A 14,475-nucleotide genomic window follows, 5' to 3' on the forward strand; every position below is an offset into this window, starting at 1 on the left:
ATCACCGTAACCGAACGTTCGGTAGGTCCCATGAAGACTGCCCGGGATGTCGATGCCGGCCTGCGGATCAGGGCGGCGGCCGTGCGGCTGTTCGCCGAGCAGGGCTACGCCGCCACGAGCGTCAGGGACCTGGCCAGGGCCGTCAACCTCACCAACGCCGGCGTCTACTACCACGTTTCCAGCAAGGAAGCCCTGCTCGCCGACCTGATGGAGGCCGGGCACCGGGGCCTCATCGACGCCACCCGCCGCCTCCTGGCCGGCGTCGGCGGCCCGGCCGAACGGCTGGCGCTGCTCATCGGCTCACTGACCGCCATCCACGCGCTCAACCCCATGACGACCCGGGTCATGGACGGCGAACTGCGCTCGCTCACCCCCGGCGGTGCCGCCCACGACGAGATCATCGCCCTCCGCGACGCGTACGAGGACTTCTGGCGGCAGGCGCTGGCCGACGGCGTCGCGGCGGGCGTGTTCCGGGTCGCCGACCAGAAGCTGACCCGCCTGGCCCTGATGTCGATGTGCACGGGCACCGGCGAGTGGTACCGCCCCGACGGCGACTCCACGCTGGAGCAGGTGTGCGCCGAGTTCGTGGCGATCGGCCTGGCCGCCGTCCGCGCACCCGGACTGTCCCTGCTGCCCGACTTCTCCCTGCTGCCCGACTTCCCCTGGGAGCCGCCGCATGGCTGACCGTCGCTCCGATGTTCCCGACACCGTCCCCGCCCTGGTCCGGTGGGCCGCCGCCCGCTTCGGTGACCGCGAGTTCCTCCGCTTCCCCGACGTCTCGCTGAGCTTCGCCCAGGTGCACGCGGAGAGCGACCGCCTGGCCGGGGCCCTGGCCGCCACCGGCGTCCGGCCCGGCGACCGGGTCGCCGTCATGCTGGACAACGTCCCGGGCTGGCCGCTGAGCTGGCTGGCCGTCCTCAAGGCCGGGGCCGTCACCGTCCCGGTCAACGTCCGCTACCGGGCGGCCGACCTGGAGCACGTGCTCCGCGACTCGGGCGCCGTCGCCACCGTGACCAGCGCGGAGCACGCCGGGCACGTCTCGCGCGCCGGCCATGTGGCGCACACCCTGGACGCGCTCGCCGGCTCCCACCCTGCCCCCGAAATATCGCCCAGCCCGAACGATGTGGCGAATTTTCAGTACACGTCGGGGACCACCGGCTTTCCCAAAGCCTGCATGCTCACCCACGCCTACTGGTTACGCACCGCCCGGGTCGTCGCCGACCTGGTGGACCTGCGCGACGACGACGTGATGCTGATCGCCCAGGCGTACTCCTACATGGATCCCCAGTGGACGACCCTGCTGTGCCTGATGGGCGGCATCCCGCAGGTCGTCCTCCCCCGCTTCTCCGCCTCCGGCTTCTGGCGCTCGGCCCGCGAGCACGGCGCGACGCTCACGTACGTGCTGGGCACGATGCCCATGCTCATGTACAAGCAGCCGCCCGACCCGCTGGACCGGCACAACAGGATGCGCCTCGTGCTGTGCTCGGGCATCGCCCCGCGCCTGCACGCCGCCTTCGAGGAGCGCTGGGGCGCGCCCTGGCGGGAGCTGTACGGGTCCACCGAGAGCGGCCCGGACCTGCTGTCCGCCCCGGACGCCCGCGACCAGGTCGGCACCGGCTCGATGGGCCTGCCGCCGCCCGGCAAGGAGGTCACGCTCGACGAGGAGACGGGCGAGATCCTGGTGCGCGGCGAGCCGATGATGACCGGCTACTGGAACCACCCGGAGGCCACCGCGCACGCCTTCCGCGGCGGCTGGTACCACACCGGCGACCTGGGCGTACGCAATCCCGACGGGCAGATCCGGCACGCCGGGCGGCTGAAGGACATGGTGCGCCGGGGCGGCGAGAACATCTCCTGCGCCGAGGTCGAGCGGGTGCTGGGCGAGCACCCGGCGGTGCTGAACGTCGCCCTGGTGCCGGTGCCGGACGAGCTGTTCGGCGAGCTGCCCAAGGCGTTCGTCCAGCTCAGGCCGGGCTATGAGGCGAGCGGGCCGACCGCGGCGAGCGTGGCCGAGCACGCCGCGCGGCGGCTGGCCCCGTTCAAGGTGCCGGCGTTCGTCGAGTTCGTCGACGGCTTCCGGCTGACCCCTTCGGCGCGGATCGAGAAGCGCCACCTGATGCGCCCCGACCAGCGGACGGGCGCGTTCCGCGTAACCCTGCCGTCGGACAAGGAGCGAGCATGATCGACGTGACCGTACGGGACGAGGTGGCGGTGATCACCCTCCAGCGGCCCGGGAAGCTCAACGCGCTGACCGCCGGCATGCGGCGGCAGCTCGCCGCGGCGGTGCGCGAGCACGGTGATGGCAAGGCGGCCCGGGGCGTCGTCGTCACCGGCGCCGGGCGGGCGTTCTCGGCGGGCGAGGACATCGACCAGGCCGTCGGGCTGTCGCTGATCGACGAGGTCGAGCTCTTCCACGACCTGACCAGGGCCGTGCTGGAGACCAGGGTGCCGGTGGTGGCGGCCGTCAACGGGCTGGCCGTGGGCGGCGCGGCGGAGTGGACGCTCTGCTTCGACGCCCGGCTGGGCACGCCGTCGGCCGAGTTCTTCCTGCCGGAGAACCACATCGGGCTGTCGATCTCCAACGGCGCCAGCCATCTGCTGCGCCGCCTGGTCGGCGGCCGGGCGCTGGGGCTGGTGCTCGGCTCGGCGCGGCTGAGCGCCACCGAGGCTCACTCGCTCGGCCTGCTGGACCAGGTCGTCGAGGCGGACACGCTGGTCGACACGGCGATCGGCCTGGTGCACCGCTGGACGCTGCCCGGTACGGCCACCGAGGTGCACCTCAGGCTGCTGCGCCCGTCGCTGGAGGAGGTCGAGCGCGCCTTCGCCGCCGAGACGCGGGCCGCCCGCCAGGTCGAGGACTCCGGGATCGCCCGGGCGGGCATGGAACGCTTCGTCAACCGGCGCAGGCGGTGAGCGCGGCCGGTCAGGGCACGAGCAGGGCGGCGACCACCAGCACCAGGGCCACGACGCCGATCGCCAGCGAGTCGTAGGCCCAGGTGGCGCGGGCGGGGCCGGGCTCCTCGTTGCGGATCCTGGCCTTGTCGGCGCGGTCGCTGATCTGCTCGCCCACCCAGTCGGCGTGCGTCTTGCCGGAGAACGCCTGGGCGGCGGCCTGCTCGCCCTTGGTCAGCGTCGGCTCGGTCCTGAACCGGCCGCGCTGCTTGACCGCCTGGCCACGGCGCTGGGCCCTGGCGCGCTCGCGGGCCGAGCTCATCGGGGTCCACAGCCGCAGCACGCGGCCCTCGCCGTGGTCGACGTTGATCGAGTGGGAGACCGTGACCTCCCGCACCGACGCCCACGGCACCACCGTCGTGCGCAGCGGGTTGCGCCCGACCAGCCCCTGCTCGGTGAACACGGTGGCGGGGCGGATGGCGACGACGTAGACGAGCGCGGTGAGCACGCCCAGCACGGCCAGCGCCACCATCGACGCCTTGCCGTTGTAGCGGGCGGTCAGGTCCCACACGTTGAAGGCGACGAACGCCACCCACACCCAGCCGAGCACGAACGCGGTCTTGGACCGGAAGACCTCTTTCACGGCTGCCACTTCAGCCGCGCGAACCCGGGCTTGATCACGCCGTTGATCAGCGCCAGCCGCTCGTCGAACGGCAGGAACGCGGACTTCATCGCGTTGACCGTGAACCACTGCAGGTCGTCCCACCCGTAGTCGAACGCCTCGACCAGCTTGGCGAACTCCCGCGAGACGGTCGTGGAGCTCATCAGCCGGTTGTCGGTGTTGACCGTGACCCGGAAGTGGAGCCGGCGCAGCAGCCCGATCGGGTGCTCGGCGATGGAGTCGGCGGCCCCGGTCTGCAGGTTGGAGGTGGGGCACATCTCCAGCGGGATGCGCTTGTCGCGCACGTAGGCGGCGAGCCTGCCGAGCTTGGCGGAGCCGTCGCCGGCCACGGTGATGTCGTCGATGATGCGCACTCCGTGGCCGAGCCGGTCGGCGCCGCACCACTGGATGGCCTGCCAGATCGACGGCAGCCCGAACGCCTCGCCGGCGTGGATGGTGAAGTGCGCGTTCTCCCGCTGGAGGTATTCGAACGCGTCGAGGTGGCGCGTGGGCGGGTAGCCCGCCTCGGCGCCGGCGATGTCGAACCCGGCCACGCCCACGTCGCGGTAGCGCACGGCCAGCTCGGCGATCTCCATGGAGCGGGCCTGGTGGCGCATCGCGGTCAGCAGCGTGCCGATGCGGATGCCGCGCCCTTCGGAGCCCTGCCGGAACCCGTCCAGGACGGCCTGGACGACCTGGTCGAGGCTCAGCCCGCGGGTGGTGTGCTGCTCGGGCGCGAAGCGCACCTCGGCGTAGACGACGCCGTCGTCGGCCAGGTCGGCCGCGCACTCGGCGGCCACCCGCACCAGCGACTCGCGGGTCTGCATGACGCCGACGGTGTGGGCGAACGTCTCCAGGTAGCGCTCCAGCGACCCGGAGTCGGCCGCCTCCTCGAACCAGCGCCGCAGCTCGTCAGGGTCGTCGGCCGGCAGCCGGTCGTAACCGCTCTCGCGCGCCAGCTCCACGATGGTCTCAGCCCGGAGACCACCGTCGAGATGGTCGTGCAGCAGCACCTTGGGCGCGCGCCGGATCTCCTCGTACGTGGGGCTCATCCGCCCATGATATGGGGCTAGGAGTCGCGGTTGACGGACTCGGGGCTGAAGGCGGGCAGACAGACCGCGATGTATTCGGCGCCCTCGTCGCCGGTGCTGTAGCGGATCTTCTCGCCCGGCTCGGTCACGAGCGTCTGCCCGGCCGTCACCTCGGTGACGCCGCCGTCGTGCTCGACGCGGACGGTGCCGCGCAGGACGACGGTGTATTCGGTGAAGGCGGGCGTCTGGGCGGGCTCGTCCCAGCCGGGCGGGGCGACCATGTGCGCGATGGAGACGGCCTCGTCGCCGCTGTTGACGCGGCCGACGTGCTCGTCGATGGTCTTGCCGCCGGGCACCGGGATCCGGGTGGGTCCTTCGATCTTTCTCACCACGAGGTCAGTGTCGCACGTCCACGACCAGGCGGCTGGGCCCGGAGTATTCCTTCACGCGGAACGCCGTGCGCCCCGGCATGATCAGCGCGATGCCGACGCGGCCTTCGAAGTCGCCGGTCTTGACGATGCGGGTGACGGCCTCCAGCGACCCGGCGTCGGGCCCGTCGGTCCAGGTGGGCGTGCCGTCCTCGGTGTGCGCGTCGGCGGGGGTGAGCAGCAGGTGCAGGGCCAGCCCGCCGCCCAGGTCGATGGGGGTGCCGGAGCCGTCCTGGACGAGCTCGTCGGCCCACTGGGCGGTGTAGCCGGGCAGCGAGCCGGCGAAGTCGACGACCACCCGGTCGAACCCGTCGTGGCGCCCGGCGCGCACCCCGGTGACGAGCGCGGGCTGGGCCCCGGCGCGGTCGACGGCCACCTCGGAGGTGCTGGTCGGCAGGTCGGCCGCGGCGGACGTGGCCGTCGCCGAGCTCCCCTGGCTCGACGGCGGCTCCACGGTGGCCGTGCCTGTGCCCGTGCCCGTGCCCCGCGCGCCGCACGCCACGAGCATCAGCCCGCACACACACGCCGCGGCCGCCCTCAATCCCGGTGACGCGTTCATGCCACCAAGATTCCCGGGGACGGCCGCGCGAAGCTCGCACCGATAACGGATCGGCATGGGCCGACGTCAGGCGAATGTCCGGGTCACACCACCTCGTACGCTTTCGCCTCGGGCACGGCGGCGGCCCGCTTGCGGTCGCGCAGTCCGGCGGCCGAAAGGGCCAGTCCGGCGACGGCGAGCACCAGGGAGACGAGGATGGCCGCGCGCAGCGAGCCGATGGAGATCTCGCCGCCGCCGGAGGTGAGCACCGCGGTCACCACGGCGAGCACGATCGCGCCGCCGACCTGGCCGGAGGTGTTGAGCAGCCCGGAGGCGAGGCCCTGCTCGTCGTCGGAGACGCCGTTGGTGGCCTGGATGTTGAGCGCCGGGAACGACAGCGCGAACGCGATGCCGAGCAGCAGCATGCCGGGGATGACCAGGGTGAAGAGGCCGGGCGTGCGGGAGATGCCGAGGAACATCGCGTAGCCGCCGGCCAGCGCGGCCGCGCCGACGACGATGAGCTTGCCGGTGCCGAACCGGTCGGCGAAGTCGCCCATCTTGGTCGAGGTGACCGCCACGAGCAGGCCCGCCGGCAGGAACGCCAGCGCGGTGCCGAGCGCGGACCAGCCGAGCAGGTTCTGGAAGTACTGCATGGCGACGAACTGGAAGGCCACGTACGAGCCCATGAGGACGACGAGCCCGAGGTTGGCCCGCACGAGCGGCCCGGAGCGGAGGATGCCGAGTCGGACGAGCGGGTGCTTGAGCCTGAGCTCGGTGAGCACGAACAGGCCGAGCAGGGCGGCGACGGCGACCAGCGAGCCGATCGTGCGGACGGAGGACCAGCCGGCTTCCGGCGCCTGGACCACGGTGAAGACGAGCAGCAGCATCGAGGCGGTGATCAGCACAGCGCCGATGAGGTCGTGGCCGCCGTCGGCGCGCTCCTCGGCGTTGCGCGGCAGCACCTTGATCGCGGCGATCAGCGCGATGACGGCGACGGGCACCGGCATCAGCATCGTGAGGCGCCAGTCGAGCTGGGTGAGCAGTCCGGAGAACACCAGGCCGAGCGAGTAGCCGCTGGCGCCGCAGGCGGTGAAGATGCTCAGTGCCTTGTTGCGCAGCGGTCCTTCCGGGAACGTGGTGGTGATGATCGACAACGCGGCCGGGGCGGTGAAGGCCGCGCCGACGCCCTTGATGAAGCGGGCGGCGATGAGCAGCGCCCCGTCGTTCACCAGGCCACCCAGCAGCGACGCCACGGCGAAGACCGCCAGTGCGACCAGGAACACCCTGCGCCGCCCCAGCAGATCGGCGGTCCTGCCCCCGAGCAGAAGAAGACCGCCGTATCCGAGCACGTAGCCGCTGACAACCCACTGCAGAGAAGAGGTGGAGAGCCCCAGCTCGTGCTGGATGGAGGGCAGCGCCACGCCGACCATCGACACGTCCAGGGCGTCAAGGAAGATCACTGCGCAGAGCACGGCGAGCGCGCTCCACCGGGTGGAGGAAGAGGACATGGACGGAAAGATTACATGCACTCGCATCTAATGCAAGCGCATTTAATTCCATTGCATGATTTTTCGCCTAGTGGTAATCTCCGCGTCATGGACGAGGCGCACGTGGTCGGCACCTGGCATTACGTCCTGGCGAAGCACGCCAAGGCGATGTGCATGCTGGAGCGGGAGCTGGGCGACAAGCACGGCCTGGGGCCCAGCGAGTTCGAGGTGCTCGACCGGATGGTCCACCACGACAGAAAGCTGCGCATCCAGGAGCTGTGCGACGAGGTCCACCTGAGCCAGAGCGCGCTCTCGCGCGTGGTGGCCAGGCTGGAGAAGTCCGCGCTCGTCAGCCGCGGCGCGTGCGACTCCGACCGGCGCGGCGTGTTCGTGTGCATCACCGAGGAGGGCCGCGCCCGGCACGCGGCAGCCCTCCCCACCCAGCGCGCCGTCCTCTCCTCGATCTTCGACGACGCGCCCGCGGTGTCCGTCTAGGCGGTGATCCGGTCGATGATCAGCGGCAGGGTCTCCCCCGCGGCCGGTCCGACCTCGTAGCCGCCGCGCAGCGCCTCCAGCGCCCGCTCGAAGCGGCTCGTCTCGTCGGCGTGCAGCGTCAGCAGCGGCTGCCCCGCCCTGACCAGGTCGCCCGGCTTGGCGTGCAGCGTGATGCCCGCGCCCGCCGACACCGGGTCCTCCTTGCGCGCCCGGCCCGCGCCGAGCCGCCAGGCCGCCAGCCCGACCGCGTAGGCGTCGAGCCGGGTGAGCACCCCCGACTCCGGGGCGTCCACCGTCATCGTCTCGGCCGCGCGCGGCAGCAGCGCGTCCGGGTCGCCGCCCTGGGCGCCGACCATCGTCCGCCAGGCGTCCATGGCCGACCCGTCACGCAGCGCGTCGGCAGGGTCCTTGCCCGACACCCCTGCGGCCTCCAGCATCTCCCTGGCCAGCCGTACGGTCAGCTCCACGACGTCGGACGGCCCGCCGCCCGCCAGGACCTCGACCGACTCCTCGACCTCCAGGGCGTTGCCCACGGCCCGGCCCAGCGGCCGGTCCATCGCGGTCAGCAGCGCGACCGTGCGCACGCCCGCGTCGGTGCCCAGCGCCACCATGGTCTCGGCCAGCTCGCGGGCCCGCTCCGGCGTCTTCATGAACGCGCCCGAGCCCACCTTGACGTCGAGCACCAGCGACCCGGTGCCCTCGGCGATCTTCTTCGACATGATCGACGAGGCGATCAGCGGGATGGACTCGACCGTGCCGGTGACGTCGCGCAGCGCGTACAGCTTCTTGTCGGCGGGGGCCAGCCCGGAGCCGGCGGCGCAGATCACCGCGCCGGCCGCGCGCAGCACGCCGAGCATCTCGTCGTTGGACAGCGACGCCCGCCAGCCCGGGATCGACTCCAGCTTGTCCAGCGTGCCGCCGGTGTGGCCGAGGCCGCGGCCCGACAGCTGCGGGACGTACGCGCCGCAGGCGGCGACCAGCGGCGCCAGCGGCAGCGTGATCTTGTCGCCGACGCCGCCCGTGGAGTGCTTGTCGGCCGTCGGCCGGTCCAGCTCCGACCAGTCCATGCGCTCGCCGGAGCGGATCATGGCCTGCGTCCAGCCGGCGATCTCGCGCCGGTTCATGCCGTTGAGCAGGATCGCCATGGCCAGTGCCGACATCTGCTCGTCGGCGACCTCGCCGCGCACGTAGGCGTCGATCACCCAGTCGATCTGGGCCGCGCTCAGCTCGCCGCCGTCGCGCTTGGCGACGATGACCTCAATCGCGTCCATCACGCCATCCTGGACAGGTCGACGGGGCCGAACGCGTACGGCAGGATCCGCGCCATCGGCAGCGGCCCGTCGACGGTCTCGACCAGCAGGTCGTCACCGCCGAACTCGTACAGGAGCTGCCGGCAGCGCCCGCACGGCATGAGCAGCTCGCCGTGGCCGTCCACGCAGGTGAAGGCCACCAGCCTGCCCCCGCCGGACGCCTGGAGCGCCGACACCAGCCCGCACTCCGCGCACAGGCCCACCCCGTAGGAGGCGTTCTCCACGTTGCAGCCCGTGACGATCCGCCCGTCGTCCACCAGGGCGGCGGCGCCCACGGGGAACTTGGAGTAGGGCGCGTAGGCGTGGCGCATGGCCTCCGCAGCCTCCGCGCGCAGCGCCTCCCAGTCGATGCTCAATGCTGCTCCCCCCGTCGATAGATCACGCCGTCGGCCTTGGGCATGCGCAGCCGCTGCGACGCCACCAGGAGCACGAGCAGGGTGAGCACGTGCGGCGTGATGAACACGAACTCGTTCGGCAGCCTGTCGACAGTCAGCCACAGCCAGATCAGCACGACCATGCCGGCCGCGGCGGCCGCCATCGTCGTGTACTCGCGGGCGGACTGCCCGGCCGTCAGCATCCGGCGGGCCCTGACGATCAGATAGATCAGCAGCAGGATCGCGCCGAACAGCAGGAACGAGGTGACCGCGCCCTGGCTGCGGAGCTGGAGGGCGTCGGCGTAGCCGAACAGGGCCGCGCCCGTGGCCAGCCCGCCCGGCCGCCAGTTGCCGAAGATCATGGCGGCCAGGCCGATGAAGCCACGGCCCGCCGACTGCCCCTCGACGTACTTGTCGCTGACGAACACCAGGAACACGCCGCCCAGCCCGGCGAACGCGCCGGAGATGACCACGGCCAGATACTTGATCCGCAGGACGTTCACGCCCAGCGACTCGGCCGCCCACGGGTTCTCGCCCGCCGAGCGCAGCCGCAGCCCGAACGCGGTGCGCCAGAGCACGAAGAACGTCAGCGGCAGCATCAGCACGGCCAGGATCACCAGCACGTTGACGTCGTGGGTGAGCCCGCGCAGGATGCCGGCCACGTCGGAGAGCAGGAACCAGTGCGTCTTCTCCAGCGAGCCCAGCCAGTCGGGCCCGTCGGACAGCAGGGGCAGGCTGAACTCCCACGCCTCCCCCGAGACCGGCGGCGAGGTGGTGATGCCGGCGCCCGCCTGGTTGGCCGGGGAGCCCTCCTTGTAGAGCACCTCCGACAGGAAGCGGGTGACGCCCGGCCCGAGCAGGTTGATGGCGACGCCGCTGATGATGTGGTCGACGCCGAACGTGACGGTCGCGATGGCGTGCAGCAGGCCGCCGAGCGCGCCCGCGATCAGCCCGGCCAGCAGCGCGGCCACCGGACCCCACTGGTAGCCGGCCCAGCCGGCGAACCAGGTGCCGAGCACCATCATGCCTTCGAGGCCGATGTTGACCACGCCCGCCCGCTCGGCCCAGAGGCCGCCGAGCCCGGCCAGCCCGATCGGCACCGAGAACAGCAGCGCCGCCCCGATCACGCCGGAGGAGGTGATGTCGTCGGTCCCGGCGATGATCCGGACCAGCGACATCAGCATGAGCAGCAGCGCGACGCCGATCAGCGCCAGGTGGTATTTGCGGATCCTGCTCGATCCGGCGAGGGTGGTCATGCGCTCACCTTTCCGAGCTCTCGCGCCGCGCGCCGTTCCTCGCGCCGCAGCGCGATCCTGCTGGTGATCTCGTTGGCGATGACCACGAGGAGCACGATGGTGCCCTGCATGATCGTGATCACGGAGGGCGGCACCTCGGCGAACTGCAGCGGCCCCTGGGCCCGGTCCAGGAAGGCGAACAGGAGCGCGGCCACCGCGATGCCCCAGGGGCTGTTACGGCCCAGCAGCGCGACCGCGATGCCGAGGTAGCCGAGGCCGGGGGTGAAGTTGGTGCCGAAGGCGTGCTGGTCGCCGAGGATCTCGGGCAGGCCGATCAGTCCGGCGATGCCGCCGGAGAGCACCATGGCGGAGATGACCATGCGCTTCGGGCCGATGCCGGAGGCGAACGCGGCCGTCGGGTTCAGGCCGCTGGCCTTGACGTCGAAGCCGAACTTGGTCCGCTCCAGCACCACCCAGAGGGCCACGCCGACGACGACGGCCACGAGCAGGAAGCCCCACACGCCGCCGCCGCGTGGCGCGGGCAGGCCGATCGCCTCCAGCAGCCAGTTCATGTTCGGGAACCAGGCCGACTCGGGCAGGACCGGGGTGGTCGTGGTGAGCTGCCCCTTGGCGCGCTCGCCGGCGAAGGGGCCGCGGACGAGGAAGGCCGCCAGGTTGATCGCGATGTAGTTCAGCATGATCGTGGAGATGACCTCGTTCACCCCCCGGGTCACCTTCATCACGGCCGGGATCAGCGCGTAGAAGCCGCCGACGGCCGCCGCCACCACGATGATCACCGTGATCTGGATCGGGGCGGGAGCCACGAACGTCGAACCGACGTAGGCGGCGCAGACGGCCGCGATCCGGTACTGGCCCTCGACGCCGATGTTGAAGAGGTTCATGCGGAAGCCGACGGCCACCGCCAGACCGGCCAGGAACAGCGGCACGGCCCGGTTCAGCATCCGGGCGATGCTGTTGGACACCGAGCTTTCCCGCGCGCCGAAGTCGAAGAACGCGGCGAGCGCGTCGCCGGGGTTCGCCCCGGCCGCGACGATCGCCACGCTGCTGATGCCGATGGCCACCAGGATGGCGATGATCGCGCCCGCCACGGTGAGCAATGCCCGATAGAGCCCTGCGGGCATCACGTCTCCTTCGTGCCGGTGATGGCGCCGGTCATGTATCCGCCCAGCCGTTCCGGGGTCACGTCGGACGGGTCGAGGCGGGCCACGAGCCGTCCCCGGTAGATGACCTGCAGCGTGTCGGACAGCCCGATCAGCTCGTCGAGGTCCGCCGAGATGAGCAGCACGGCCAGCCCGGCCGCGCGGGCCTCGCGCAGGTGGTCCCAGATGGCGGCCTGCGCGCCCACGTCGACGCCGCGGGTCGGGTGGGCGGCGATGAGGAACTTCGGCTCGCCGCTCATCTCGCGGCCGACGATGAGCTTCTGCTGGTTGCCGCCCGACAGCGCGAGCGCCAGCGTGTCGACGCCGGGCGTGCGGACGTCGTACGTGTCGACGATGCGCTGGGTGTCGGACCTGGCGGCCCGCCGGTTGATCCAGATGCCGGAGCGGGACGGCCGCCTGGTCTGGTGGCCGAGCACCCGGTTCTCCCAGAGCGACGCCTCCAGCAGCAGGCCCTGCCGGTGGCGGTCCTCCGGGATGTAGCCGATGCCGGCCTCGCGCCGCCTGAGCGTGGACCAGGCGGAGATGTCCTGCTCGGCGAGCTCGACGGCGCCGCTCACCGGGCGCATGCCCATGATGGCCTCGATGAGCTCGGACTGGCCGTTGCCCTCGACCCCGGCGATGCCGAGGATCTCGCCCTTGCGGATGTCGAACGACACGTCGTCCAGGAGCGCCCGCCCGTCGGCCTCCAGGGTCAGGTGGGACACGCGCAGCGCGACCGTGTCGGTCACCGTGGACTCGCGCGTCTCGGGCGTGGGCAGCTCGCTGCCGACCATGAGCTCGGCGAGCTGCCGGGCGGTCACGTCGGCCGGGTCGACGCTGGCGACGGTGGTGCCGCGCCGGATCACGGTGATCGCGTCGGCGATGCTGAGCACCTCGTCGAGCTTGTGGGAGATGAAGATGACGGTGAGGCCGCCGGCCGTGAGCTCGCGCAGGTTCTCGAAGAGCTCCTCGACCTCCTGCGGCACGAGGACCGCGGTCGGCTCGTCGAGGATGAGGATGCGCGCGCCCCGGTAGAGGACCTTGAGGATCTCCACGCGCTGGCGGTCGCCGACGCCGAGGTCCTCGACCAGCCGGTCGGGGTCGACGCGCAGCCCGTGGCTCTCGGCGAGCTGGTTGATCCGCGCCCGCGCCCGGCCCGCGTCGAGCATGACGCCGGCCTTGCGCGGCTCGGCGCCCAGGACGATGTTCTCCAGCACGGTGAAGTTGTCGGCCAGCATGAAGTGCTGGTGCACCATGCCGATGCCGGCGTCGATGGCGTCGCTCGGGGTGCGGAAGGCCACCTCCCGGCCGTTGACCTTGATGGTGCCCTCGTCCGGCTTCTGCATCCCGTACAGGATCTTCATCAGGGTCGACTTGCCGGCGCCGTTCTCCCCGACGATCGCGTGCACCGTGCCGGGTTGGACGGTGATGCAGATGTCGTGGTTGGCCACCACGCCGGGGAAGCGCTTGGTGATGCCCTCCAGTTGTACGGCGGGCGTCTCGGCGTTCATCGGCCGCTCATTCGGTTTCTCCTAGAGCCTGGCAGATATGCCCGAGGGCCCGGGTCTCGGGACTCGGGCCCTCGGTCGATGGTTCCTACCCAGGTTACGGCTTGGCCGGAACCGTGATCTTGCCGTCGACGATGTCCTTCTTGGCAGCGTCGATCTTGTCCTGGATGTCGTCGATCTCGCCGCCGGTGGTGGACAGGCCCACGCCGTCGACCTTGAGGTCGTAGACGATGTCGCTGCCGCCCTTGGCGCCGCCCTGGAACGCCTTGATGTACTCGAAGACGCCGACGTCCACGCGCTTGAGCATCGAGGTCATGATGACCTCCTGCAGCTCGGGCTCGGTGACGGTCTGGCGCTGGTCGGAGTCGACGCCGATGGCCTTCTTCTTGGCCGCGGCAGCCGCCTGGAACACGCCCAGGCCGGAGTCACCGGCGGCGTGGTAGACGACCTCGGCGCCGTCCTGGAACATCTTCTCGGCCGCGACCTTGCCCTTGTCGGGGGCGCGGAAGCCGGTGAAGTCGCCGTCGGGCGTCAGGTACTTGACGTCGATCTTGGCGTCGGCCTTGACCGACTTGACGCCGGCCACGAAGCCCGCCTCGAACTTCTTGATCAGGTCGTTCTCGACGCCGCCGACGAAGCCGACGTGGCCGCTCTTGGCCTTGGTCGCCGCGGCGACGCCCGCCAGGTAGGAGCCCTGCTCCTCGGCGAACAGCAGGCCGGTGACGTTGGCCGCGTTCGAGGCCGAGTCGACGACCGCGAACTGCACGTCCGGGTTCTCCTCGGCGGCCTTCTTGATGTCCTCGCCGTAGGCGAAGCCCACGCCGATGATCGGGTTGTAGCCCGCGTCGACGAGCTGGGTCAGCAGCTCGGCGCGGTTGGAGCCGTCGGCGGCGGGGCTCAGTTCCTTGATGTCGGCACCGAGCTCGGCCTTGGCCTTCTCCAGGCCGGCGTAGGCGGCGTCGTTGAACGACTTGTCACCGCGACCGCCGATGTCGAACGCGAGGCCGACCTTCAGGCCGCTCGCCGCCGGAGCGTTGGTCTCCGTGCCGGGCGACGTGCTCGCCGTGGTCTCCCCGCCCGTGCTGCCACCACCACAAGCCGCGGCCGCCATGAGCATGGCACCGGCCAGCGTGCCGGTCGCCAACCTGCCGAATCGCTTGCTGAGCAAGGCGACTCCCTTCCATTTCCCCGCCGTCGAACTTCATCGCAGGCGCGAAGAAACGTACGGCAACCCTGCACGGAAGATAGTTGGTTGACCAGGGCATACCAAACCAGCACACAGGGTCGCAACCGCTCCGTTATCGACATCAAGCGCGTCCGTGACCTGATTTCCGGGCCCGTCCGCTCAGGTGGCGG

The 14,475-nt window shown here is 71.3% G+C and carries 15 protein-coding genes; 4 read left to right on the forward strand and 11 right to left on the reverse strand.

The genetic code is table 11. From position 1 onward, the window contains the following. The first annotated feature begins 30 nt into the window (after nucleotides 1-30). The 3 genes from ACBI99_RS12520 to ACBI99_RS12530 are packed head-to-tail and all read left to right on the forward strand — an operon-like array spanning nucleotide 31 to nucleotide 2,913. A complete protein-coding gene (locus ACBI99_RS12520) occupies nucleotides 31-684 on the forward strand; it encodes a TetR/AcrR family transcriptional regulator (protein ID WP_375072342.1) in 654 nt (217 codons plus the stop codon). Continuing rightward, entirely contained in the window at nucleotides 677-2,182 is a 1,506-nt protein-coding gene (locus ACBI99_RS12525; protein ID WP_375072343.1) for an AMP-binding protein, read from the forward strand. Before ACBI99_RS12520 ends, ACBI99_RS12525 begins: the two co-directional genes overlap by 8 nt. Further along, nucleotides 2,179-2,913: an enoyl-CoA hydratase/isomerase family protein gene (locus ACBI99_RS12530; RefSeq protein ID WP_375072344.1), complete on the forward strand. Its 735-nt coding sequence runs from the start codon at nucleotides 2,179-2,181 to the stop codon at nucleotides 2,911-2,913. The genes ACBI99_RS12525 and ACBI99_RS12530 overlap by 4 nt, the downstream gene beginning before the upstream one ends. 10 nt (nucleotides 2,914-2,923) lie before the next feature. On the opposite strand, the gene ACBI99_RS12535 is transcribed toward ACBI99_RS12530, so the two are convergent. From ACBI99_RS12535 to ACBI99_RS12555, 5 genes are all read right to left on the reverse strand, one after another. Beyond that, a complete protein-coding gene (locus ACBI99_RS12535; protein ID WP_219500750.1) occupies nucleotides 2,924-3,535 on the reverse strand; it encodes a PH domain-containing protein in 612 nt (203 codons plus the stop codon). Then, nucleotides 3,532-4,605: an adenosine deaminase gene (locus tag ACBI99_RS12540; RefSeq protein ID WP_364173406.1), complete on the reverse strand. Its 1,074-nt coding sequence runs from the start codon at nucleotides 4,603-4,605 to the stop codon at nucleotides 3,532-3,534. Before ACBI99_RS12540 ends, ACBI99_RS12535 begins: the two co-directional genes overlap by 4 nt. Before the next feature lie 17 nt (nucleotides 4,606-4,622). Continuing rightward, on the reverse strand, nucleotides 4,623-4,976 hold the full coding sequence (locus ACBI99_RS12545) for a cupin domain-containing protein (RefSeq protein ID WP_219500738.1): 354 nt from the start codon (nucleotides 4,974-4,976) through the stop codon (nucleotides 4,623-4,625). A 4-nt stretch (nucleotides 4,977-4,980) separates the two neighbouring features. Then, entirely contained in the window at nucleotides 4,981-5,571 is a 591-nt protein-coding gene (locus ACBI99_RS12550; RefSeq protein WP_357584213.1) for a hypothetical protein, read from the reverse strand. A gap of 83 nt (nucleotides 5,572-5,654) precedes the next feature. Further along, nucleotides 5,655-7,058, reverse strand: a complete 1,404-nt coding sequence (locus tag ACBI99_RS12555; RefSeq protein WP_357584215.1) for an MFS transporter — start codon at nucleotides 7,056-7,058, stop codon at nucleotides 5,655-5,657. A gap of 87 nt (nucleotides 7,059-7,145) precedes the next feature. On the opposite strand from ACBI99_RS12555, the gene ACBI99_RS12560 reads away from it, so the two are divergent. Next, nucleotides 7,146-7,532: a MarR family winged helix-turn-helix transcriptional regulator gene (locus ACBI99_RS12560; protein WP_219500732.1), complete on the forward strand. Its 387-nt coding sequence runs from the start codon at nucleotides 7,146-7,148 to the stop codon at nucleotides 7,530-7,532. Here ACBI99_RS12560 and ACBI99_RS12565 read toward each other — a convergent pair. The 6 genes from ACBI99_RS12565 to ACBI99_RS12590 form a co-directional block, all read right to left on the reverse strand. Continuing rightward, entirely contained in the window at nucleotides 7,529-8,803 is a 1,275-nt protein-coding gene (locus tag ACBI99_RS12565) for a thymidine phosphorylase (protein WP_219500731.1), read from the reverse strand. The two genes, ACBI99_RS12560 and ACBI99_RS12565, sit on opposite strands and share 4 nt — an antisense overlap. Beyond that, nucleotides 8,803-9,198, reverse strand: a complete 396-nt coding sequence (locus ACBI99_RS12570; RefSeq protein ID WP_219500729.1) for a cytidine deaminase — start codon at nucleotides 9,196-9,198, stop codon at nucleotides 8,803-8,805. Before ACBI99_RS12570 ends, ACBI99_RS12565 begins: the two co-directional genes overlap by 1 nt. Next, complete coding sequence (locus ACBI99_RS12575) at nucleotides 9,195-10,472, reverse strand: ABC transporter permease (RefSeq protein ID WP_219500726.1); 1,278 nt, start codon at nucleotides 10,470-10,472, stop codon at nucleotides 9,195-9,197. Before ACBI99_RS12575 ends, ACBI99_RS12570 begins: the two co-directional genes overlap by 4 nt. After that, entirely contained in the window at nucleotides 10,469-11,593 is a 1,125-nt protein-coding gene (locus ACBI99_RS12580) for an ABC transporter permease (protein ID WP_364173422.1), read from the reverse strand. Before ACBI99_RS12580 ends, ACBI99_RS12575 begins: the two co-directional genes overlap by 4 nt. Next, a complete protein-coding gene (locus ACBI99_RS12585) occupies nucleotides 11,593-13,122 on the reverse strand; it encodes an ABC transporter ATP-binding protein (protein WP_219500721.1) in 1,530 nt (509 codons plus the stop codon). The genes ACBI99_RS12580 and ACBI99_RS12585 overlap by 1 nt, the downstream gene beginning before the upstream one ends. 94 nt (nucleotides 13,123-13,216) lie before the next feature. Continuing rightward, nucleotides 13,217-14,287 (reverse strand): BMP family protein, encoded by a 1,071-nt coding sequence (locus ACBI99_RS12590; RefSeq protein WP_219500718.1) that lies wholly within the window; start codon nucleotides 14,285-14,287, stop codon nucleotides 13,217-13,219. Nucleotides 14,288-14,475: the final 188 nt, after the last annotated feature.

Origin of the sequence: Nonomuraea sp. ATR24 (genome assembly GCF_041950485.1) — a bacterium.
In the GTDB taxonomy this organism is placed as follows: domain Bacteria; phylum Actinomycetota; class Actinomycetes; order Streptosporangiales; family Streptosporangiaceae; genus Nonomuraea; species Nonomuraea ceibae.

Coding starts and splice junctions, on each gene's coding strand:
- ACBI99_RS12520 (WP_375072342.1), top strand. CDS start 31: ATGAAGACTGCCCGGGATGTCGATGCCGGCCTGCGGATCAGGGCGGCG.
- ACBI99_RS12525 (WP_375072343.1), top strand. CDS start 677: ATGGCTGACCGTCGCTCCGATGTTCCCGACACCGTCCCCGCCCTGGTC.
- ACBI99_RS12530 (WP_375072344.1), top strand. CDS start 2,179: ATGATCGACGTGACCGTACGGGACGAGGTGGCGGTGATCACCCTCCAG.
- ACBI99_RS12540 (WP_364173406.1), bottom strand. CDS start 4,605: ATGAGCCCCACGTACGAGGAGATCCGGCGCGCGCCCAAGGTGCTGCTG.
- ACBI99_RS12550 (WP_357584213.1), bottom strand. CDS start 5,571: ATGAACGCGTCACCGGGATTGAGGGCGGCCGCGGCGTGTGTGTGCGGG.
- ACBI99_RS12555 (WP_357584215.1), bottom strand. CDS start 7,058: ATGTCCTCTTCCTCCACCCGGTGGAGCGCGCTCGCCGTGCTCTGCGCA.
- ACBI99_RS12560 (WP_219500732.1), top strand. CDS start 7,146: ATGGACGAGGCGCACGTGGTCGGCACCTGGCATTACGTCCTGGCGAAG.
- ACBI99_RS12565 (WP_219500731.1), bottom strand. CDS start 8,803: ATGGACGCGATTGAGGTCATCGTCGCCAAGCGCGACGGCGGCGAGCTG.
- ACBI99_RS12575 (WP_219500726.1), bottom strand. CDS start 10,472: ATGACCACCCTCGCCGGATCGAGCAGGATCCGCAAATACCACCTGGCG.
- ACBI99_RS12580 (WP_364173422.1), bottom strand. CDS start 11,593: ATGCCCGCAGGGCTCTATCGGGCATTGCTCACCGTGGCGGGCGCGATC.
- ACBI99_RS12585 (WP_219500721.1), bottom strand. CDS start 13,122: ATGAACGCCGAGACGCCCGCCGTACAACTGGAGGGCATCACCAAGCGC.